This is a genomic window from Agromyces sp. P1_H4, assembly GCF_056405255.1.
In genome coordinates this window covers 1-20,711 of record NZ_JBFUCL010000020.1, presented here as the reverse complement: position 1 = coordinate 20,711, position 20,711 = coordinate 1, and the positions used below count along the sequence as shown (strand labels likewise).

Here is a 20,711-nt window from a genome sequence, read left to right as displayed (position 1 = left end):
GGGAGGGAGGGTGGCACGGGGAGGGAGGGTGGCACGGGGAGGGAGGGTGGCACGGGGAGGGCGGCAGCGGGGAGGGCGCCGCGGGGCGGGCAAGTAGGGTGGAGCCAGACATGGCACACCTCCTCGGCGCCGAGCGCCTGCACCTCGAGTTCCCCACGCGCACCGTCTTCGACGAGGTCACCCTCGGCATCGACGAGGGCGACCGCATCGGCGTCGTGGGCCGCAACGGCGACGGCAAGTCCACGCTGCTCAAGCTGCTCGCGGGGCGGATCGAGCCCGACGCCGGACGGGTGACGCGCCGCCGCGGCATCCGGATCGGCATGCTCGACCAGGCCGACGTCGTCGACCCGGGGCACACGGTCGCCGAGGCGGTCGTCGGCGGCATCGACGAGCACGTCTGGGCGGGCGRCCCCAAGGTGCGCGATGTCATCGGCGGCCTGCTGGCGGATGTCCCGTGGCACGCGCAGGTCGGCAGCCTCTCGGGCGGCCAGCGGCGGCGCGTGGGCCTCGCGGCGCTGCTCGTGGGCGACTGGGACGTGGTGTTCCTCGACGAGCCCACCAACCACCTCGACGTCGAGGGCATCGCCTGGCTCGCCGGGCACCTGAAGCGCCGCTGGTCGACGGATGCCGGTGCGCTCGTCGTCGTGACGCACGACCGGTGGTTCCTCGACGAGGTGTGCACCGACACGTGGGAGGTGCACGACGGGATCGTCGAGCCGTTCGAGGGCGGATACGCGGCGTACGTGCTCCAGCGCGTGGAGCGCGACCGCATGGCCGCGGCATCCGAGGCGAAGCGGCAGAACCTCATGCGCAAGGAGCTCGCGTGGCTGCGCCGGGGCGCGCCGGCGCGCACGTCGAAGCCGAAGTTCCGCATCGACGCGGCGAACGAGCTCATCGAGAACGAGCCGCCCGTGCGCAACCCGGTCGAGCTGAACCGCCTCGCGGTGTCGAGGCTCGGCAAGGACGTCGTCGACCTGCTCGACGTGTCGGTCGTGTATCCGGTTCCGGATGCCGCGCCGGGCGCGCCCACGACGAAGACCGTGCTGCACGAGCTCGAGTGGCGCATCGCCCCGGGCGAGCGCACCGGCATCCTGGGCGTGAACGGCGCCGGCAAGTCGACGCTGCTCGGACTCGTGACGGGGGCGGTGCAGCCCACCACCGGACGGGTGAAGCGCGGCACGACCGTGCGCATCGCCACCCTCAGCCAGGAGCTGTCGGAGCTCACCGAGTGGGCCGACCAGCGGGTCAGCGCGGTGGTCGCCGAACAGCGCACGGCGTACAGGATCGGCGAGGGCTCGAAGGCCGTCGAGCTCACGCCCGGGCAGCTGCTCGAACGGCTCGGCTTCTCGAACGCCCAGCTCTCGACTCCCGTGAAGAACCTTTCGGGCGGCCAGAAGCGGCGGCTGCAGCTGCTGCTCATCCTCCTCAGCGAGCCGAACGTGCTCATCCTCGACGAGCCGACGAACGACCTCGACACCGACATGCTCGCCGCCATCGAGGACCTCCTCGACTCGTGGCCCGGCACGCTCCTCGTCGTGAGCCACGACCGCTACCTCATCGAGCGCGTCACCGACCGGCAGTTCGCGATCCTCGACGGGCACCTGCGCGACCTGCCGCGCGGCGTCGACCAGTACCTCGAGCTGCGCCGGGCGACGGATGCCGCGGGCGGCACGGGTGCGGCGTCCGACACGACGCGTCCCGTCGCCGCGGGTGGTGCCGGCGAGTCGGATGCCGCTCGTGACGTACGGCCTGCCGTGGCGGCATCCGCAGCCCTGACCGGAGCGGAGCGACGCACCGCCGAGAAGGAGCGCTCGTCGATCGACCGGCGGCTCGAGAAGCTGCAGGCGCAGATCGCCGCGCTGCACGAGAGGCTGGCGCAGCACGACCAGGGCGACTACGTGGGGCTCGGCGTGCTCGGCGACGAGCTGGGCGCGCTCGAGTCGACGGTGTCCGAGCTCGAGACGCGGTGGCTCGAGGTCTCGGAGGCGCTCGAGGCCTGACGGGCTCGAAGCATCCGTCGACTTCTCGGGTCGGTGTCGCAGGGACTGTGACGGATCATGACCACGTGGTCATACGCTCGAAGATACTTCGCCTAACGTGGAGATGCGCCCGCGTTCGCGGCATCGACGCCCCCACCGACACGAACCGTGGCGGAGCCATGCCAGCTCCATGCCATCAGCACCTGATCGCGGCGCGCCCACGCGAAAGGGAATCACCGGAATGTCACGCACCACAACCAAGCTCCTCGCCGCCCTGGCGACCCTGCCGCTCGTGGCCGCGCTCGCCGCCTGCGCCACGCCCGCCGCCGGCGAGAACGGCGACGACGTCGTGAAGATCGGCGTCGTCGGCAAGGCCGACCCGCAGTGGGCGGCCTTCGAGGATGCCGCGGCCGAGGCCGGCATCGACATCGAACTCGTCGACTTCGCCGACTACGCCCAGCCCAACCCGGCGCTGACCGAGGGCGAGCTCGACCTCAACCAGTTCCAGCACATCGTCTACCTCGCCGACTACAACGTGTCGGCCGACGAGGACCTCACGCCGATCGGTGCGACCGCGATCTACCCGCTGGGCCTCTACTCGACGAAGTACGACTCGGTGAAGGACATCCCCGCGGGCGAGACCGTGGCGGTGCCGAACGACGCCTCGAACCAGGCCCGCGCGCTGCTCGTGCTGCAGTCGGCCGGGCTCGTCGAGCTCAAGAGCGGTGGCTCGATCTTCTCCGACCTCGCCGACATCGACGAGGCGAAGTCGAAGGTGAAGGTGACGGCCCTCGAGGCGTCGCTGACCCCGACGTCCCTGCCCGACGTCGCGGCCGCCGTCATCAACAACGACTTCGTCGCCGATGCCGGCCTCAGCTTCGAGGACGCGATCGCGCAGGACGACCCGAGCGACCCGAACGCGCTGCCCTACGTGAACATCTTCGCGGCGCGGGCCGACGACGCCGACAACGAGACCTACCTGAAGCTCGTCGACATCTTCCAGACCGACCCCGACGTGCAGGCCGGCCTCCTGGAGTCCTCGGGTGGCACGGCGGTGCCCGTCACCACGCCCGTGTCCGACCTGAAGGACTCCCTCGCCAAGGTCGAGGCCGACACCAAGGCCGCGAAGGGCTGACGCCCGCGACCGATTCGACGGATCGATCGCGACGCGAGCGGGCGGTGGGCGCCGAGAGCCCACCGCCCGTCTCGGCGTTCCGGAAGGAGCATCCATGGCTCTCGTGAGCCTCACCAACGTCAGCAAGTCGTACCCGCCGGCCGAGCGCGGCGGTGCGCAGGTCGTGGCCGTCGACGACGTGACCCTCGACATCGAGGCGGGTGACGTCTTCGGCATCATCGGCTACTCGGGCGCGGGCAAGTCCACGCTCGTGCGCCTCGTCAACGCGCTCGAGCCCGCGACGTCGGGCCGCATCACGGTGGACGGCCGCGACCTCACGGTCATGCCCGAACGCGAGCTCCGCGGCATCCGGCTCGGCATCGGCATGATCTTCCAGCAGTTCAACCTGTTCGGCGCGAAGACGGTATGGCAGAACATCGCCTATCCGCTCAAGGTCGCGGGCGCCTCGAAGGCCGAGATCGCGGCGCGCGTCGCCGAGCTGCTCGACTTCGTCGGCCTGGCCGACAAGGCGCGGAACTACCCCGACCAGCTCTCGGGCGGGCAGAAGCAGCGCGTGGGCATCGCCCGGGCGCTCGCCACCTCGCCTCGCCTGCTGCTCGCCGACGAGGCCACGAGCGCGCTCGACCCCGAGACGACGCAGGAGGTGCTCGCCCTGCTCAAGCGCGTGAACCGGGAGTTCGGCGTGACGATCATCGTGATCACCCACGAGATGGACGTCATCCAGTCGATCGCCACGAAGGTCGCCGTGATGGACGGGGGTCGCGTGATCGAGCACGGCGACGTGTTCGACGTCTTCTCGGACCCGCAGAACCCGTCGTCGCGGCGCTTCGTGTCCACGGTGGTAAAGGGCGTGCCGTCGCCGGCCGAGCTCGACGTGCTGCGCGAGCGCCACGAGGGCCGCATCGTCACGATCTCGTTCCGGGACGGCGACGTCTCGCAGGCCTCGGTGTTCCTCGAGCTCGCGGCGGCGGGCCTCGAGTTCGAGCTCGTCTACGGCGGCATCAACGACATCCAGGGCCGCGCGTTCGGCCACCTCACCCTCGCCATCAGGGGGGCGGATGCCGCGATCGACGCGGTGCTCGCGCGGATCGCCGAGCGCGTCGACGTGACGGAGGTGCCGTGATGGACCGGTTGTTCGAACTCCAGGGCGAGTTCTGGGCCGCGGCGGTCGAGACGCTCTACATGGTGGGGCTCACGCTGCTGATCGGCGGCACGGCCGGCCTCCTGCTCGGCATCGTGCTCTACACGACGCGTCCGGGGAGCCTGCTCTCCAACGGCGCGGTGTACAACGTCGTGAACGTCGTCATCAACTTCTTCCGCCCGATCCCGTTCATCATCTTCATCGCGGCCGTGCAGCCGCTCTCACGACTCGTGATCGGCACGGGCATCGGCAACAACGCGCTGATCTTCGCGCTGTCGCTCGCGGCGTCGTTCGCGATCGCCCGCATCGTGGAGCAGAACCTCCTCACCGTGTCGCCCGGCGTCATCGAGGCCGCGCGGTCGATGGGCGCAAGTCCGCTGCGGATCCTCGGCACCGTCGTCGTGCCCGAGGCGCTCGGGCCGCTCATCCTCGGGTACACGTTCGTGCTCGTCGCCATCGTGGACATGACGGCGGTCGCCGGCCTCATCGGCGGCGGCGGCCTCGGCACGTTCGCCCAGGTCTACGGCTACCGGCAGTTCGAGCCGGTCATCACGTGGGCGGCGGTGCTGCTCATCGTCGTGTTCGTGCAGGGCGTGCAGTTCCTCGGCAACTGGCTCGCCCGCAAGGTGCTGCGGCGGTAGCTCGGCGCCGCACGATCCGCGCCATCGGGCTCGCGCCGGGCCACTCCGGGCCGCTCAGTCGAAGCCGAGGCTGAGCTTGCGCAGCAGCCCGGCGAGCCGCTTCTGCTCGGCGGCGGGCAGGCTGTCGAGCAGCTCGGCCTCGGCGTCGACGAGGCGGGTGATCGCGGCATCCACCCGGGTGAGGCCGGCGGGGCTCATCTCGACGAGGATGCCGCGGCCGTCGTTGGGGTCGGTCTGGCGGCTGACGAGCCCGCGCTCGACGAGCCGGTCGATGCGGTTGGTCATGGTGCCGCTCGAGACGAGCGTCTGCTGCAGCAGCTGCTTGGGGGAGAGCCGGTAGGGCGAGCCGGCGCGGCGCAGTGCCGAGAGCACGTCGAACTCGGATGCCTCGAGCTCGGACCTCGCGAACGCCTGCCGCCGCGCGCGGTCGAGGTGCTTCGAGAGCCGAGCGACGCGAGAGAGCACCTGCAGCGGCGCGAAGTCGAGGTCGGGTCGCTCGCGCTCCCAGTCGCCCACGATCCGGTCGACCTCGTCAGCATCCGTCATGCCGCCATTATCCCGCCGCGCCGGGGGCGGCCGGCGCGCCGGAGCATCCTGCGGACTCGGCTGTGTGCAGGTCAGCCCGTGGGCGGAAGCGCCTCGCCGGTCTCGAGCAGCGACTTCATCGAGCTCAGGACGAACATCCACCCGGCGCCCGACACGCCCTCCGCCGTCTTCGGCGAGCCCTCGAGACGATCGTGGGTGAGCGTGACGAGGCACGTGCCGCCGTCCTGCGGCTCGATCTCCCAGGTGACCCGGCTGACCGGCTCGGCGGCCATCTCGGCCTCGTAGTGTGACCGCCACTCGTGCACGAGCCGACGCGGCGGGTCGAACTCGAGCACGGCGTCGGGCTCCCAGTCCTCCCCGCGCGGCCCGATGTGCGAGCGGCGCTCGGGCGTGATCTCGATCGTCACGCGGTGGAAGTACTGCACGGTCAGCTCGGGCCGGGTGATCGCGGCCCAGATCTCCTCGGCGGTCGCGCGGATGTAGACGTGGTAGACCTGCGTCGTCGTCATGGTCGTTGCTCCAGTTCTCGTTTGAGGTCGACGAGCGCCGACGCCGGGCCGACCCGGTACTTGTCGATCCAGCGGTCGTGGATGAGTCGGATGGGCGCGACGTTCAGGAAGTGCAGCTTCTCGCGGCCGGAACGCCGGGCGGTGACCAGGCCCACGTCCTCGAGCACGCGCAGGTGCTTCATCACGCCGAAGCGCGTCATGTCGGCGAGCGCCTCGAGGTCGGCGAGGCGGGCGCCGTCGTGCTCGAACAGGTGGTCGAGCAGTCGTCGCCTCGTGGGATCCGCGAGGGCCTTGAACACCGCGTCGTCGTCGTCCATCACGATCAGGATACGTGACCAATAGGTCACATGACAAGACCAGACGCGACGCCTCGCGGCGCCGCGTCTGGCAGACTGTAGGGCGCTCGGAATCGTCGATTCCGAGCGGTCCGCCATGGTGTAACGGCAGCACGACAGCCTTTGGAGCTGTGAGGACCAGGTTCGAATCCTGGTGGCGGAGCATGGACCAGAATCTCGCCATCATCGTGCTCGCCGCCGGCCAGGGCACCCGCATGAAGTCCGCCACCCCGAAGCTCCTGCACCCGCTCGCCGGATCGCCGATCGTGGCCCACGTGCTGCGCACCGCGAACGCGCTCGACGCGGCGCACGTCGTCGCGGTCGTGCGCCACGAGCGCGACCAGGTGGCCGCAGAGGTCGAGGCCGTCATGCCGGGCGTCGTCGTCGTCGACCAGGACGAGATCCCCGGCACCGGGCGCGCCGTCGAGCAGGCCATCGCCGCGYTGCCCGACGACTTCGCGGGCGAGGTGCTCGTGCTGAACGGCGACGTGCCGCTCCTCGACGCCGACACGCTCGCCGCCTTCCTCGAGCAGCACCGCGGCCATGCCGCGCAGGCATCCGTGCTCTCGGCCGTCTACGACGACCCCACGGGCTACGGCCGCGTCGTGCGCGGCGCCGACGGCGCGTTCGACCGCATCGTCGAGCAGAAGGACGCCACCGCCGAGGAGCGCGCGATCGGCGAGATCAACGCGGGCATCTACGCGTTCGGCGCCGCCGCGCTGCGCGACCAGCTCGCGAACCTCACCACCGACAACGCACAGGGCGAGAAGTACCTCACCGACGTGATCCAGCTGCTCCGCGAGGCGGGCTCCGAGGTCGAGGCGGTGCCGGTGTCCGAGCCGTGGCTCGTCGCCGGCATCAACGACCGGGCCCAGCTCTCCGAGACCGCCGCCCGCCTCAACGCGCTGATCGTGCGCGGCTGGCAGCTGAACGGCGTGACCATCGACGACCCGGCGACCACGTGGATCGACCTCGACGTGAAGATCGAGCCCGACGTCACGATCCGACCCGGCACCCAGCTCAAGGGCGCCACGGTGATCGCCACCGGCGCCGTCGTCGGCCCCGACACGACGCTCGTGGACTGCGAGATCGGCGCGGGCGCCGAGGTGAAGCGCACGGATGCCACCCTGTCGGTCATCGGCGCCGGGGCATCCGTCGGCCCGTTCTCGTTCCTRCGGCCCGGCACGGTGCTCGGCGCCGACGGCAAGATCGGCACGTTCGTCGAGACGAAGAACGCGACCATCGGCCAGGGCAGCAAGGTGCCGCACCTCTCGTACGTCGGCGACGCCACGATCGGCGAGCACTCGAACATCGGCGCCGGCTCGATCTTCGCCAACTACGACGGCGTGCGGAAGCACCACTCCGATGTCGGCTCGCACGTGCGCACCGGGTCGCACGGGGTCTTCGTCGCGCCCGTTAGGATTGCCGATGGGGCGTACACCGGCGCCGGCACCGTGGTCCGCAAGGACGTTCCCGCGGGCGCACTCGCCGTGAACGTGGCCCCGCAGCGCAACATCGAGGGATGGGTCCAGAAGCATCGACCCGGCACCGCGGCAGCCCAGGCGGCCGAGGCCGCCGCAGAGGCATCCGGCTCCGACGAAGACTGAACGCACCGGCTCAGCGCGGGTGGAGAGGACAGACCACATGTCGGGAATCGAGACCACCGGATCGAAGCGCCTCGTGCTCGTCTCCGGACGAGCGCACCCAGAGCTCGCCGAGCACATCGCCGAGGAGCTGGGATCCGAGCTCGTGCCGACCGACGCCCGCACCTTCGCGAACGGCGAGATCTACGCGCGCTACGACGAGAGCGTGCGCGGCTCCGACGCGTTCGTGATCCAGTCGCACACGTCGCCCATCAACGAGTGGCTCATGGAGCAGCTCATCATGATCGACGCGCTGAAGCGCGCGTCGGCCAAGCGCATCACCGTGGTCTCCCCGTTCTACCCCTACGCCCGCCAGGACAAGAAGGGCCGGGGCCGCGAGCCGATCTCGGCGCGCCTCGTCGCCGACCTCTACAAGGCCGCCGGCGCCGACCGCATCATGTCGATCGACCTGCACGCCGCGCAGATCCAGGGCTTCTTCGACGGCCCCGTCGACCACCTCTTCGCCATGCCCGTGCTGCTCGAGCACTTCAAGGCCAAGCTCGACCCCTCGACGCTCACGGTCGTGTCGCCCGACATGGGCCGCGTGCGCGTCGCCGACATCTGGAGCGACAAGCTCGGGGTGCCGCTCGCGATCATCCACAAGCGCCGCGACCCGCTCGTGCCGAACCAGGTCTCGGTGCACGAGATCGTCGGCGACGTGAACGGACGCGTGTGCCTGCTCGTCGACGACCTCATCGACACCGGCCGCACCATCGCCAAGGCCGCCGAGGCGCTGAAGGCCAACGGCGCGATCGGCGTCGTCGTCGCGGCCACCCACGCGGTGTTCTCCAACCCGGCCGTCGACATCCTGCAGAGCGAATCCATCGACAGCGTCGTGGTGACCGACACGCTGCCCGTCCCGCCCGAGAAGCGCTGGGACCGCCTGACCGTGCTGCCGATCGCCCCGCTGCTCGCCCGCGCCATCCACGAGGTCTTCGAGGACGGCTCGGTGACGAGCATGTTCGACGGCGCGGCGTAGGCCGGCCCGATGGCGATCACGACCCCGCGTCCCTGGCTGTCGAGCTACGCCGAGGGCGTGCCGCACGACGTCGCCGACGAGCGGGGGTCGCTGTTCGACCTCGTGCACGAGTCGGTCGAGCAGTACGGCGACCATGTCGCGCTCGAGTTCTTCGGTGCGACCACGACCTACGCCGAGCTCGGCGAGCAGATCGACCGCGCCGCGGAGGGCCTGCGCGCGCTCGGCGTGCAGCACGGTGACCCGGTCGCCCTCGTGCTGCCGAACTGCCCCCAGCACATCGTCGCCTTCTACGCGGTGCTCCGCCTCGGCGCGATCGTGGTCGAGCACAACCCGCTCTACACGCCGCGCGAGCTGCGGCACCAGTTCGAGGACCACGGCGCCCGCGTCGTGATCGCGTGGGACAAGGTCGTCGAGACCATCCAGGCGTTCCCGGCGGATGTCGCGGTGCAGTCGATCGTCTCGGTCGACGTGACCCGGGCCATGCCGTTCCTGACCCGGTTCGCCCTGCGGCTGCCCGTCGCGAAGGCGCGCGAGTCGCGGGCCGCGCTCACCACGAAGGTGCGCGGCACGGTGCCGTGGCGCGAGCTCGTGGCATCCGACCGCATCGATGCCGCCGTCGCTGCGCCCGCGGCATCCGACGTCGCCCTCATCCAGTACACGAGCGGCACGACGGGAAGCCCCAAGGGCGCCACGCTCACGCACGCGAACCTCGGTGCGAACGCCGCACAGGCGCGCGCGTGGGTGCCCGAGATCGAGCGCGGCACGTCGGTGGTGTACGCGGTGCTGCCGATGTTCCACGCCTACGGGCTCACGCTGTGCCTCACGTTCGCGATGAGCATGGGCGCCCGGCTCGTGCTGTTCCCGAAGTTCGATCCCGAGCTCGTGCTCAAGGTCGTGAAGCAGCGTCCGCCCACGTTCCTCCCGGCGGTGCCGCCGATCTACGACCGGCTCACGAAGGCCGCCGCCGATGCGGGCGTGTCGCTCGACGGCATCCGCATCGCGATCTCGGGCGCCATGCCGCTGTCGGCCGACGTCGTCGAGCCCTGGGAGGCCGCGAGCGGCGGGTACCTCGTCGAGGGCTACGGCCTCTCGGAGTGCTCGCCGGTGCTCATGGCCAACCCCGTCGCGCCCAACCGCAAGGCCGGCACCGTCGGACTGCCGCTGCCCTCGACCGAGGTGCGCGTCGTCGACCCCGACCAGCCGACCGTCGACCGCGAGGCGGGTGCCGAGGGCGAGCTCATCGTGCGCGGTCCGCAGGTGTTCTCGGGCTACTGGAAGAAGCCCGACGAGACCGCCGCGGTGTTCGTACCGGCCGACGACGGCGGCGCCGACTGGTTCCGCACGGGCGACATCGTCGCGATCGACGACGAGGGCTTCGTGCGCATCGTCGACCGCATCAAGGAGCTCATCATCACGGGCGGCTTCAACGTGGCGCCGAGCGAGGTCGAGGAGGCCATCCGGGCCCACGCCGACGTCGAGGACTGCGCCGTCGTGGGCCTGCCCGACGAGCACTCGGGCGAGCAGGTCGTCGCGGTGGTCGTGCTGAAGCCGGGCGCGACGTTCGACGAGGCGGCCATCCGTGCCTTCGCCCGCGACGGGCTCACCGCCTACAAGGTGCCCCGGCGCATCGTGGTGGCCGACGACCTGCCCCGCTCGCTCATCGGCAAGGTGCTGCGCCGCGAGGTGCGCAACGGCCTCCTGGAGGGCTGAGGACCCCGTGCCGTTCCTCTCCGCCGACACCGCCGCAGCCCTCGCGCGCCTGGCGCGGCTCGAGGCCCCTGAGGCGGGGGAGTCGGAGCAGGCGGGCGACTCGGATGCCTCGCCGCTCGAGCGGCTCCGGGGCATCCGCTCGCTCGCGGTCGCCCTCGAGGCCGAGCCCGCCATGCTCGTCGCCGTGCGCGAGGCACTGGCCGCCGGGGCCACGTGGGAGGAGGTCGCGGATGCCGCGAGCCTCAGCCCCTCGGCCGCGAAGTACCGCTGGGCGGGCGGCGACGACGCCATCGCCGAACGCCAGGAGGCGAGCCGCAGGCGCAAGCGCGAACGACCCTCGAGCTCGCCCACCGACCTGCCTGGCCTGTCGGTCGCCGAGGCGGCGAAGCGGCTCGGCGTCACCCCCCAGGCGATCTACCAGCGCGTCACGCGCGGGCAGCTCGAGGCGCGCACGGTCGAGCTGGCCGACGGGCGCACCTACAAGCGGGTGTTCCCCGACGAGGCGGCGACGGCCGCTCCTGACCCGGCCACCTGAGGCGAGCGACCTCAGGCGTCGCGCTGGTCGGGCCCGACCTGCTGCGGCTGCGGCAGGGTCGGCATCGGCCCGAKGTTGCCGAGCAGGCGCTCGCTGCCGTGCTCGGAGATCGCGAAGCACTCCCAGCCGGGCCCGCCCGGCGCGAACAGGTCGAACGACGACCGGAATCCCGCCGCATCCGTGTCGTACGCCGCCACGTAGACCGAGCACGCCCGATCGGCCGCCGACCTCGCCACGCCGTACGCCGAGAGCACGAGGGGCAGCAGCAGCGCGCCGAGGGCGATCAGCACCACGACGCGCAGCACGCGGCGCCGGCGGTGGCCCGGCATGGGCCGTCCGTCGTCGTCGTCCCAAGGGTCGGGTTCGAGTTCGGGATGCCGCTCGCTCATGCCGCACCCTCCACGAAGACGCTGGCGACACCGCCGACGCTCGCGAGCAGGGTCGCCGCCGCGACGCCCACGAGCGCCCCGGCGGGCGGGGTGATCACCAGGCGCGCACCCGACAGCTGACGTTGGCGCACGGTGCCGATGACCACGGCGGCGCCGGATGCCGCGAAGAGCAGCACCCCCACGGCCACGAGCCCCGGCTCGCCGGCGACCAGGCCGGCACGCATCGACAGCAGGGCGTTCACCGCGAGGGCGAGCGCCGTGCGCGTCCACGAGAGCGCGGTGCGCTCGGGCTGCAGGCCCGGATCGCCGGTGGCATCCACGACGTAGGGGTTCATTCCGGTACCGATCCGCTCACGAGACGACCACGGCTCACGTGATGACGAGCAGCACGACGAGCACCGCGCTGGTCAGGAGGCAGGCCCCCGCGAGCGCCGGCAGCACCCAGCTGAACGGCAGTGGACGGCCCAGGCGAATGGCGATCTCGTTGCCGCGCCAGCGCGTGTAGGACACCACGCTGAGCGCCGCCGCGATGACACCGAGCCCGACGGACAGCACGACGACGGCGGGGCGGGGCCCGAGCTCGGTCGCGAACTGGTGCAGCAGCACCCCGCCCGCGAGGAGCGCGAGCGCCGTGCGGATCCAGGCGAGGAACGTGCGCTCGTTGGCCAGCGTGAAGCGGTAGTCGGGCTCGGTGCCCTCACTCCGCCACGCCGGTTCCGGCATCCGCTCGCCCCTCGTCTGGTCCGTCCAGACTACGTGACTAGTGCGATGACGGCGTGGTCTCGATCTCGGACCGGTCGCCCGACCACAGCGTGTGGAACACGCCCGGCTTGTCGACGCGCTGGTAGGTGTGCGCGCCGAAGAAGTCGCGCTGGCCCTGGATGAGGGCGGCGGGCAGGCGCTCGGCGCGGAGGCCGTCGTAGTACGCGAGCGACGACGAGAACGCCGGCGTCGGGATGCCGGCCTGCGCGGCGATGCCGATGATGCGGCGCCAGCTCTCCTGCGTGCCGGCGACGGCGTCGCGGAAGTAGGGTGCGACGACGAGCGCCACGAGGCCCGGGTCCTCGGCGTAGGCCTCGGCGATGCGGTTCAGGAAGCGGGCGCGGATGATGCAGCCGGCGCGCCAGATCTTCGCGATGTCGCCCTTGTGGATGTCCCAGCCGAACTGCTCGGCGCCGGCGACGATCTCGTCGAAGCCCTGTGAGTAGGCGATGATCTTCGACGCGTAGAGCGCGCGGCGCACGTCCTCGATGAAGGCGTCGACGTCGGCCTCGGCGACCTTCCACTCGCCCGAGGGGCCGGGCAGGTCGGATGCCGCCTCGCGCTGCGCGCGCTTCGACGAGAGGCTGCGCGCGAACACGGCCTCGGCGATGCCCGAGGTGGGAACGCCCAGGTCGAGGGCGTTCTGCACGGTCCACGCGCCGGTGCCCTTGGCGCCCGCCTCGTCGAGGATGACGTCGACGAGCGGACGGCCGGTCGCGGCATCCGTCTGGCGCAGGACCTCGGCCGTGATCTCGATGAGGTAGCTCTCGAGCTCGCCGTCGTTCCACTCGGCGAAGATGTCGGCGATCTCGGCGGGCGACTTGCCGGTGCCCTGGCGGATGAGGTCGTAGGCCTCGGCGATGAGCTGCATGTCGGCGTACTCGATGCCGTTGTGCACCATCTTCACGAAGTGGCCGGCGCCGTCGGTGCCGACGTGCGTGACGCACGGCTCGCCGTCGGGGGCGACCGCGGCGATCGACGCCAGGATCGGGCCGAGCGTCTCGTAGGCCTCCGCCGAGCCGCCGGGCATGATCGACGGGCCCTTGAGCGCGCCCTCCTCGCCGCCCGAGATCCCGGCGCCGACGAAGTGGATGCCCGTGGGTGCGATCTCGGCCTCACGGCGGATCGTGTCGTGGAAGTTCGCGTTGCCGCCGTCGACGATGATGTCGCCCGGCTCGAAGCGCTTGACGAGCTCGGAGATGACCGCGTCGGTGCCCTTGCCGGCCTGCACCATGATGATCGCCGTGCGCGGCTTCGCGAGGGAGGCGACGAAGTCGTCGTAGCTCTCGCCGGCCACGAAGCCGGCCTCGGGGTGCTCGCTGGTCAGCGTCTGCGTGCGCTCGGGGGAGCGGTTGAACACGGCGACGGTGTTGCCCTCGCGGCTCGCCAGGTTGCGGGCGAGGTTCGACCCCATCACCGCGAGTCCGACGACGCCGATGTTTGCTGATCCGGTTTCAGGCACGAAAGTTCTCCTCGTGGGTTCGGGGTCGCCTCCAGCGTACTGTGAGCGGCGCTCACCGTTGCGCGCTGTTGCGGTGAGGCTGCGCCGCTGCGGTGGGGCGGATGCCGCGTCCGCCGTTCGGCTAGCCTGCAACCCATGAGCGCCTCAGCCCACCCGCCCAGGGTCGTCGTCATGGGGCCGAGCGGTTCCGGCAAGTCGGTCGTCGGAGCGGCGCTCGCGCAGCGGCTCGTCGCCCGGTTCCCGGGAACGGCGTTCGTGGACTCCGACGACCTGCACCCCGCGGCGAACGTCGAGAAGATGCGCAGCGGCGTACCCCTCGACGACGACGACCGGTGGCCCTGGCTGCGGCTCGTGGGGGAGGCGCTCGCCGCGGGCGATGCCGGCGTGGTGGTCGCCTGCTCCGCGTTGCGCCGCGCCTACCGCGACGCGATCCGCGCGGCGTGCCCGGCCGCGGTGTTCGTGGAGCTGGTGGTGCCGGCCGAGCATCTCGGCGAGCGGGTGCGCGATCGTGCCGGCCACTTCATGCCCCCCGCCCTCCTGGCCTCGCAGCTCGAGGCGCTCGAGCCGCTCGCGGAGGACGAGGCGGGCGTCCGCATCGAGAACGTCGGACCCGTCGACGCGGTCGTGGAACGCGCGATCGCGGCACTCGAGTCGGACTGGTAGACTCTCCCCTTGGTCTTCCGCGTTCACGCGCGGCAGGCCTGACAACTTCGGCGAGGGAGGCCCGGTTCGTCCGCGAGAGCGGCGGGCGGGGCATCCGTGATCGACGCGGTGGAACCAGGCTTCACGGCTGTTTCCTCACGCACCAGCGCATGTCAGATGCTGCGCGTTCGAGTCGAAACGACAGACATACGATCTGGGCCGCGAGCCCGCAAGGAGAACCACCATGGAGCAGGACAACAAGGTCGTCGCCGACGCGCGCGAGACGTTCGGCAAGGGCGCGGCCCGCAAGATCCGCGCCGCCGGCAAGATCCCCGCCGTGCTGTACGGCCACGGCACCGAGCCGCAGCACCTCACCCTCCCGGGCCACCAGGTCGCGCTGCTCATCCGCAAGGCGAACGCCGTGCTCGACCTGCAGATCTCGGGCAAGAGCCAGATCGCACTCGTGAAGGACGTGCAGAAGGACCCGGTGCACCAGGTCATCGAGCACATCGACCTCATCGTCATCAAGCGCGGCGAGAAGGTCCAGGTCGAGGTCCCCGTGCACACCGAGGGCGAGTCGTACCCCGGCACGATCGCCGACCTCGACGCCAAGACGCTGCTGCTCGAGGTCGAGGCCACGCACATCCCCGAGAACATCGTCCTCTCCATCGAGGGCCTCGAGGAGGGCACGCAGATCCACGCGAAGGACGTCGAGCTCCCCACGGGCGCGACCCTCGTGAGCGACCCCGACGCCCTCGTCGTGCTCGTGCACGTGCCCCAGAAGGTCGACCTGGGCGAGGAGGCCGCCGAGGCCGCCGCCGCCGAGGCGCCCGAGGCCGAGGCGCCCGCCGAGGAGACCGCGGCCGAGTCGGCCGAGTAACCTCAGCGGACCACGCGCACGGGGCCCGCGGCGCCGCATCCGGGTACTCTCGGACTGCGGGCCGCGGGCCCCGTTCCATTTTCCTGTTCGTATCCGCGCCGTCCGGAAGGAGCCGCCCATGGGCCTCCTCGACCGATGGCGCGCCCGCCGGAAGGACGACGCCGTGGCCGAGAACACCTGGCTCGTGGTCGGGCTCGGCAACCCAGGCGCCCAGTACGCCGGCAACCGGCACAACGTCGGCCAGATGGTGGCCGACGAGGTCGCGGGGCGCCTCGGCGCGACCTTCAAGACGCACAAGACGCCGTCACGCGTGGCCGAGGGGTTCCTCCGCCCCGGTGGCCCCAAGCTCGTCATCGCGAAGCCGAACGGCTTCATGAACACGTCGGGCGGCCCGGTGTCGGCCCTGCTCAAGTACTACTCGCTGCCCGCCGACCGGCTCGTGCTGCTCCACGACGAGCTCGACATCCCGTTCGACACCGTGCGCCTGAAGCAGGGCGGCGGACACGGCGGCCACAACGGCGTGCGCGACGTGTCGAAGGCGACCGACGACGGCGACTTCATCCGCGTGCGCATCGGCGTCGGGCGCCCTCCCGGGAGGCAGGACGCCGCCGACTTCGTGCTGAAGGACTTCTCGGGCACCGAGCGGCAGTCGCTGCCGAGCCTGGTGTCGGATGCCGCGGACGCCGTCGAGGCGATCGTCGAGCACGGGCTCGTGGCGGCGCAGCAGCGGTTCCACTCGCCCGCCTGACCACGGATGCCGCGGCGACGCGGCCGCCCCGCTCCTGCCCGGCTCAGATGAGGCCGCGGAGGAAATCCTCGGGCGAGAGCCCCTCGCCGCGGGCTCGCTGCACGAGTCGGTCGTGCTCCTCGGTGGAGAGCTCGAGCGTGAGCGTGTGCCAGGCGTCGGGCGCGTCCTCCAGTGCGAAGAGCGCCGGCTCGTCGACCTCCGCCTCGGGTTCGCTCGCGTCTGCCGCCTGCCCGGACGCGCCCGCCTCGGTGGCCGCCGCGAGCTCGAGCTCGGCCTCCACGAGCCGGTGCGCCGCGACCTCGGGGGCGACGTCTGTGCCGGGCCACCCCGGGCCTCCTGGGACGGCGCCCTTGCGGCGATAGGCCTCGGCGACCGCGCGAGCCCGGGTGTCGGCGGCCTCGTTGAGTTCGTGGCCCACATGCCCGCGCACCCACTCGAAGCGGTACCGACGGCCGGCGAGTTCGTCGTCGAGCTCCTGCAGCAGGTCGACGTTCATGACCGGCTTGCCGTCGGCCTTGCGCCATCCCTTGCGCTTCCAGCCCGGCATCCACTTCGTGATGCAGTTGATGACGTACTGGCTGTCGCAGAGGACGAGCAGGTCGTCGTCGAGGTGCTTGGTCGCCCGGAAGAGCTCGAGCACGGCCTTCAGCTCCGCCTGGTTGTTGGTGGCGTGCGGCCAGCCGCCCGCCGCCCACGTGGTGTCGTCGACGTACCAGGCCCAGCCGGCGGGGCCGGGGTTTCCGAGAGCCGAACCATCGGCGGCGGCAGTGATCACGGTGTCCTTCCGGGGTCGGTCTGGTGCGGCGCCCATCGTATCGGGCGCCTGCGACGCGGCGTCGCCCGTCCGCGTCGAGGCGTTCGGCCGAGCCGTTCGCCGGCAGCGCACGGTGGCGGGCCTGTCGGAGGCCGCGCGTAGACTCGGACGGTGATCCTGCAGGGCTTGAACAGGGCGCTTTCGCGCGCCTCCACGATCGACGACGCGCTCGCCGAGGCCCTGCGGAACGCCGACTTCTCGGCTCCCGCCGGCATCGACGCGCCGCTCATCGCCGGCCTCCTCGAGCGCCGCATCGAGGCGGGCCTCCCGCCGGCGCTGCTCGTCGTCACGGCCACCAGCCGCGAGGGCGAGGCGCTGCGCGGCGCGCTGGCGCCGTACCTCGACGGTGGCGAGCTCCTCGAGTTCCCCGCGTGGGAGACGCTGCCCCACGAGCGGCTGAGCCCCTCCGCCGAGACGGTCGGGCGCCGGCTGCACGCGCTGCGGCGGCTCCACGAGTGGCAGGCGGCCGGTTCGCGGCATCCGCTCGTCGTGGTCGCCTCGGTGCGCGCCGCACTGCAGCCGCTCGCCGACAACCTCGCCGAGCTCGCGCCGATCGAGCTCGTCGCCGGCGGTCGCGGGTACGACCTGTCGCAGCTCGCGGTGCGGCTCGTCGACCTCGCGTACGCGCGCGTCGACATGGTCTCGCGCCGAGGCGAGTTCGCCGTGCGCGGCGGCATCCTCGACGTGTTCCCGCCCACCGCCGACCATCCCGTGCGCGTGGAGTTCTTCGGCGACGAAGTCGAGGAGCTGCGCGCGTTCTCGGTGGCCGACCAGCGTTCCCTGCCCGAGGTCGTCGAGCGCGTGCAGCTCGCCCCGAGCCGCGAGCTGCTGCTCACCCCGGCCGTGCGGCAGCGCGCCCGCGAGATGCTGCACGAGTTCCCGAGCCTCGCGGGCATGCTCGAGAAGATCTCGCAGGGCATCCCCGTCGAGGGCATGGAGTCGCTGGCTCCCGCGCTGCTCGAGCGGCTCGTGCCGYTCGCGCACTACCTGCCCGAGGGCGCCGCCATCGCGGTCGTGCAGCCCGAGCGCGTGGCGGGCCGTGCCGTGAGCCTCGCCGAGACGAACCGGGAGTTCCTCGGCGCCGCGTGGAGCGCCGCCACCGTCGGGGCCGAGGCGCCGATCGACCTCGCCGCCGGCGACTTCCTCACGATCCGCGAGTTCCGGCAGGCCGCGCTGTTCAGCGCGCCCGGCGAACCCGACACCCGCCGGGTGTGGTGGACCTTCTCCAGCTTCGACCTCGGCGATGCCGCCGAGGTGGTGGCCGCGTCATCCGATGCCGCGGMGGCCGAGGCGGCGGCCGGCGCCGCGTCCGAGTACGTGCGCATCGCCGCGAACGCCATGCCGAGCTTCGCGGGCAACGTCGCCGGAGCCGTCGACCACATCGGCGCGCGCCTGCGCGACGGGTGGCGCATCGTCGTGGCATCCGCCGGTCACGGCCTCGTCGAGCGCGCCCGCGACGTGCTGGCCGAAGCCGGCCTCGCGGCGCGCATCGTCGACCAGGTGCCGGCCGACCTCGAGCCCGGCGTCGCCTACCTCGTGCAGGCCGAGGCCGCGCGCGGGTTCGAGGTGCCCGAGGCCAAGCTCGCGCTCATCGCCGAGTCCGAGTTCTACGGTCGGGCGGCCGGCTACGACGCCCGCCAGAACACGAAGCTCGCCACCCGGCGGCGCAACGTCGTCGATCCGCTGCAGCTCAAGGCCGGCGACTACGTCGTGCACCAGACGCACGGCATCGGCCGCTTCGTCGAGATGGTGCAGCGCGAGGTGGCCACGGGCAGCCGGCCCACCGGCCCGAGCCGCACGGCCGGCATCCAGCAGCAGCCCACCGCCATGCGCGAGTACCTCGTGCTCGAGTACGCGCCGTCGAAGCGCGGGCAGGCGGGCGACCGCCTCTTCGTGCCCACCGACCAGCTCGACCTGCTCAGCCGCTACGTCGGCGGTGAGGCGCCCGCCCTCTCCAAGATGGGCGGCAGCGACTGGGCGCAGGCGAAGGGTCGCGCGCGCAAGGCCGTGCGGGAGATCGCCGTCGAGCTCGTCAAGCTCTACTCCGCCCGCATGGCCGCGAAGGGCCACGCATTCGGGCCCGACACGCCCTGGCAGCAGGAGCTCGAGGAGGCGTTCCCGTTCGCCGAGACGCCCGACCAGCTGCAGACCATCGACGAGGTCAAGGCCGACATGGAGCGGCCCATCCCCATGGACCGCCTCCTCGCCGGCGACGTCGGGTTCGGCAAGACCGAGGTGGCCGTGCGCGCCGCGTTCAAGGCCATCCAGGACGGCAAGCAGGTCGCGATGCTGGTGCCCACGACCCTGCTCGTCAAGCAGCACCTCGAGACGTTCAACGAGCGGTTCGCCGGGTTCCCCGTGCACGTGCGGGCGCTCTCGCGGTTCCAGACCGACAAGGAGGTGCGCGAGACCGTCACGGGCCTCGCCGACGGCACCATCGACATGGTCATCGGCACGCACCGGATCCTCACCGAGCAGGTGAAGTTCAAGGACGTGGGGCTCCTCATCATCGACGAGGAGCAGCGCTTCGGCGTCGAGCACAAGGACCAGCTCAAGAAGCTCAAGACCAACGTCGACATCCTCGCCATGAGCGCCACGCCGATCCCGCGCACGCTCGAGATGGCCGTCACCGGCATCCGCGAGATGTCGACGCTCGCCACGCCGCCCGAGGACCGGCATCCGATCCTCACCTTCGTCGGCCCCTACTCCGAGCAGCAGGTCGCCGCCGCGATCCGCCGCGAGATGCTCCGCGAGGGCCAGGTGTTCTTCGTGCACAACCGGGTCTCGTCGATCAATCGCGTCGCCGCGCAGCTCTCCGAGCTCGTGCCCGAGGCGCGCATCGCCGTCGCGCACGGCCAGCTCAACGAGCACGTGCTCGAGCAGATCGTGGTCGACTTCTGGGAGCGCAAGTTCGACGTGCTCGTCTCGACGACCATCATCGAGACCGGCCTCGACATCTCGAACGCCAACACGATCATCATCGACCGCGCCGACAAGTACGGCCTGTCGCAGCTGCACCAGCTGCGCGGCCGCGTCGGCCGCGGACGCGAGCGCGCCTACGCGTACTTCCTCTGGGACGCGCAGAAGCCCCTCTCCGAGACGGCGCACGACCGCCTCTCCACGATCGCCGCCAACAACGAGCTCGGCGGCGGCATGCAGATCGCGCTGAAGGACCTCGAGATCCGTGGCGCCGGCAACCTGCTCGGCGCCGAGCAGGCCGGCCACATCGCCGGCGTCGGGTTCGACCTGTACCTGCGCATGATCGGCGAGGCGGTGTCGGCCTTCCGAGGCGACGTCGCCGAGGGCCAGACCGAGCTGCGGCTGGAGCTGCCCGTCGACGCGCACATCCCCGAGGACTACGTCGACTCCGAGCGGCTGCGCCTCGAGATCTACCAGAAGCTGTCCGCAGCCAGCGGGCCGGCCGCCAAGGAAGGCCAGATCGACGCGGTCGTCGAGGAGCTCGTCGATCGCTACGGCACCCCGCCTGACGCGGTGACGCACCTCGTCGCGATCTCACGGCTCCGCCGCCAGGCGCAGCTCGCGGGGCTCTCCGACGTCATCGCCACCGGCTCCAAGCTCCGCATCGCGCCCGCCAACATCCCAGACTCGCGACGCGTGCGACTCGAGCGCCTCTACCCGGGCGCGAAGCACTTCGCGCAGAACGACGTCATCCTCGTGCCGTTCCCGACGCCCGGGGGCGAGCTGCCGGGAGACGCCGACCTCATCGAGTGGGTGTCRCGGCTCGTCACGGCGATCTTCCCGATCCCGGATGCCGCGGCGCCGGCGCCCGAGGCATCCGCCACCGCCTGACCGGGTCGCCGGCGCGGGGGGCCGGCGCGGGTCGCCGCCGCGGCCTCAGTG

General features: G+C 71.7%; 20 protein-coding genes and 1 tRNA gene. 13 read left to right on the top strand and 8 right to left on the bottom strand.

The features are described 5' to 3' along the window. Positions 1-110: 110 nt before the first annotated feature. The 4 genes from AC1DY2_RS02740 (at position 111) to AC1DY2_RS02725 (ending at position 4,896) form a co-directional block, all read left to right on the top strand. The gene (locus tag AC1DY2_RS02740; RefSeq protein ID WP_476761011.1) at positions 111-2,000 is read left to right on the top strand and encodes an ABC-F family ATP-binding cassette domain-containing protein; all 1,890 of its coding nucleotides are present in this window, start codon (positions 111-113) and stop codon (positions 1,998-2,000) included. A 220-nt stretch (positions 2,001-2,220) separates the two neighbouring features. Further along, positions 2,221-3,114: a MetQ/NlpA family ABC transporter substrate-binding protein gene (locus AC1DY2_RS02735; protein WP_476761010.1), complete on the top strand. Its 894-nt coding sequence runs from the start codon at positions 2,221-2,223 to the stop codon at positions 3,112-3,114. A gap of 94 nt (positions 3,115-3,208) precedes the next feature. Beyond that, positions 3,209-4,237, top strand: a complete 1,029-nt coding sequence (locus AC1DY2_RS02730; RefSeq protein ID WP_476761009.1) for a methionine ABC transporter ATP-binding protein — start codon at positions 3,209-3,211, stop codon at positions 4,235-4,237. Beyond that, complete coding sequence (locus tag AC1DY2_RS02725; RefSeq protein WP_476761008.1) at positions 4,237-4,896, top strand: methionine ABC transporter permease; 660 nt, start codon at positions 4,237-4,239, stop codon at positions 4,894-4,896. The genes AC1DY2_RS02730 and AC1DY2_RS02725 overlap by 1 nt, the downstream gene beginning before the upstream one ends. Before the next feature lie 54 nt (positions 4,897-4,950). On the opposite strand, the gene AC1DY2_RS02720 is transcribed toward AC1DY2_RS02725, so the two are convergent. From AC1DY2_RS02720 to AC1DY2_RS02710, 3 genes are all read right to left on the bottom strand, one after another. Next, the gene (locus tag AC1DY2_RS02720; RefSeq protein ID WP_309980052.1) at positions 4,951-5,442 is read right to left on the bottom strand and encodes a MarR family winged helix-turn-helix transcriptional regulator; all 492 of its coding nucleotides are present in this window, start codon (positions 5,440-5,442) and stop codon (positions 4,951-4,953) included. 71 nt (positions 5,443-5,513) lie between these two features. Then, the gene (locus tag AC1DY2_RS02715) at positions 5,514-5,951 is read right to left on the bottom strand and encodes an SRPBCC domain-containing protein (protein ID WP_476761007.1); all 438 of its coding nucleotides are present in this window, start codon (positions 5,949-5,951) and stop codon (positions 5,514-5,516) included. Next, a complete protein-coding gene (locus tag AC1DY2_RS02710) occupies positions 5,948-6,268 on the bottom strand; it encodes an ArsR/SmtB family transcription factor (RefSeq protein WP_476761006.1) in 321 nt (106 codons plus the stop codon). Before AC1DY2_RS02710 ends, AC1DY2_RS02715 begins: the two co-directional genes overlap by 4 nt. 109 nt (positions 6,269-6,377) lie before the next feature. Here AC1DY2_RS02710 and AC1DY2_RS02705 point away from each other — a divergent pair. The 5 genes from AC1DY2_RS02705 to AC1DY2_RS02685 all read left to right on the top strand — a co-directional run bounded on the left by AC1DY2_RS02705 (position 6,378) and on the right by AC1DY2_RS02685 (position 11,153). After that, a tRNA-Gln gene (locus AC1DY2_RS02705) sits at positions 6,378-6,449 on the top strand. A gap of 1 nt (position 6,450) precedes the next feature. Next, positions 6,451-7,893, top strand: coding sequence for a bifunctional UDP-N-acetylglucosamine diphosphorylase/glucosamine-1-phosphate N-acetyltransferase GlmU (glmU, locus tag AC1DY2_RS02700; RefSeq protein ID WP_476761005.1), 1,443 nt, complete (start codon positions 6,451-6,453; stop codon positions 7,891-7,893). Positions 7,894-7,930: 37 nt separating this feature from the next. Then, on the top strand, positions 7,931-8,908 hold the full coding sequence (locus AC1DY2_RS02695; RefSeq protein WP_476761004.1) for a ribose-phosphate diphosphokinase: 978 nt from the start codon (positions 7,931-7,933) through the stop codon (positions 8,906-8,908). Between the two features lie 9 nt (positions 8,909-8,917). Continuing rightward, positions 8,918-10,618 (top strand): long-chain-fatty-acid--CoA ligase, encoded by a 1,701-nt coding sequence (locus AC1DY2_RS02690; RefSeq protein ID WP_476761003.1) that lies wholly within the window; start codon positions 8,918-8,920, stop codon positions 10,616-10,618. Positions 10,619-10,625: 7 nt separating this feature from the next. Continuing rightward, complete coding sequence (locus tag AC1DY2_RS02685; protein WP_476761002.1) at positions 10,626-11,153, top strand: hypothetical protein; 528 nt, start codon at positions 10,626-10,628, stop codon at positions 11,151-11,153. 11 nt (positions 11,154-11,164) lie between these two features. On the opposite strand, the gene AC1DY2_RS02680 is transcribed toward AC1DY2_RS02685, so the two are convergent. From AC1DY2_RS02680 to gndA, 4 genes are read right to left on the bottom strand one after another with little or no spacing between them, the layout of a single operon-like run. Further along, positions 11,165-11,542, bottom strand: coding sequence for a hypothetical protein (locus tag AC1DY2_RS02680; protein ID WP_476761001.1), 378 nt, complete (start codon positions 11,540-11,542; stop codon positions 11,165-11,167). Next, complete coding sequence (locus AC1DY2_RS02675) at positions 11,539-11,877, bottom strand: DUF202 domain-containing protein (RefSeq protein ID WP_476761000.1); 339 nt, start codon at positions 11,875-11,877, stop codon at positions 11,539-11,541. The genes AC1DY2_RS02680 and AC1DY2_RS02675 overlap by 4 nt, the downstream gene beginning before the upstream one ends. A gap of 34 nt (positions 11,878-11,911) precedes the next feature. Next, positions 11,912-12,265 (bottom strand): YidH family protein, encoded by a 354-nt coding sequence (locus tag AC1DY2_RS02670; RefSeq protein ID WP_476760999.1) that lies wholly within the window; start codon positions 12,263-12,265, stop codon positions 11,912-11,914. 37 nt (positions 12,266-12,302) lie between these two features. After that, on the bottom strand, positions 12,303-13,718 hold the full coding sequence (gndA, locus tag AC1DY2_RS02665; protein ID WP_476761012.1) for an NADP-dependent phosphogluconate dehydrogenase: 1,416 nt from the start codon (positions 13,716-13,718) through the stop codon (positions 12,303-12,305). Between the two features lie 183 nt (positions 13,719-13,901). Here gndA and AC1DY2_RS02660 point away from each other — a divergent pair, with 183 nt between their 5' ends. The 3 genes from AC1DY2_RS02660 (at position 13,902) to pth (ending at position 16,036) form a co-directional block, all read left to right on the top strand. Next, positions 13,902-14,429 carry a gluconokinase gene (locus AC1DY2_RS02660; protein ID WP_476760998.1) on the top strand — a complete coding sequence of 176 codons (528 nt, stop codon included), beginning with the start codon at positions 13,902-13,904 and terminating at the stop codon, positions 14,427-14,429. Between the two features lie 223 nt (positions 14,430-14,652). Further along, the gene (locus AC1DY2_RS02655; protein WP_476760997.1) at positions 14,653-15,288 is read left to right on the top strand and encodes a 50S ribosomal protein L25/general stress protein Ctc; all 636 of its coding nucleotides are present in this window, start codon (positions 14,653-14,655) and stop codon (positions 15,286-15,288) included. A 118-nt stretch (positions 15,289-15,406) separates the two neighbouring features. Next, a complete protein-coding gene (gene pth / locus AC1DY2_RS02650; protein ID WP_476760996.1) occupies positions 15,407-16,036 on the top strand; it encodes an aminoacyl-tRNA hydrolase in 630 nt (209 codons plus the stop codon). A gap of 43 nt (positions 16,037-16,079) precedes the next feature. On the opposite strand, the gene AC1DY2_RS02645 is transcribed toward pth, so the two are convergent. Then, entirely contained in the window at positions 16,080-16,811 is a 732-nt protein-coding gene (locus tag AC1DY2_RS02645; protein WP_476760995.1) for an RNase H family protein, read from the bottom strand. A gap of 150 nt (positions 16,812-16,961) precedes the next feature. Here AC1DY2_RS02645 and mfd point away from each other — a divergent pair, with 150 nt between their 5' ends. Further along, positions 16,962-20,660, top strand: a complete 3,699-nt coding sequence (mfd, locus tag AC1DY2_RS02640; RefSeq protein WP_476760994.1) for a transcription-repair coupling factor — start codon at positions 16,962-16,964, stop codon at positions 20,658-20,660. Positions 20,661-20,711 lie beyond the last annotated feature (51 nt).